Here is a 228-nt window from a genome sequence, read left to right as displayed (position 1 = left end):
TACCGGTCAAATCCAGCAGCGATGCTAAATCGCCTTTCAAATCATAGAAGCCAACCGTCTGACGCGCCAGATCCCAATGCACTTCATAGCGATTGCCGCTTAAAACGCCGGCCAGCATAAGATCCTGGCGGATACCCAGATCGGCCTGTGTAACAGGAACAAAGCGTAAACCGCTTTCAAACAGGCGTACGCGGCCCTGCTGACGGTTTTGGTTATACACCACCGCGC

1 protein-coding gene is annotated in these 228 nt (G+C 53.5%); it reads right to left on the bottom strand.

Annotated elements, in window-relative coordinates:
* Positions 1–228 (bottom strand): hypothetical protein (locus KVT28_RS27580; RefSeq protein WP_217551548.1); only part of this gene is annotated, 228 nt, incomplete at both ends.

It is taken from the genome of Pantoea sp. GbtcB22 (assembly GCF_019091025.1).
GTDB classification, from domain to species: domain Bacteria; phylum Pseudomonadota; class Gammaproteobacteria; order Enterobacterales; family Enterobacteriaceae; genus Pantoea; species Pantoea leporis.
Note: the sequence above shows the minus strand (reverse complement) of the source record. Positions and strands in the feature narration are given on the sequence as shown.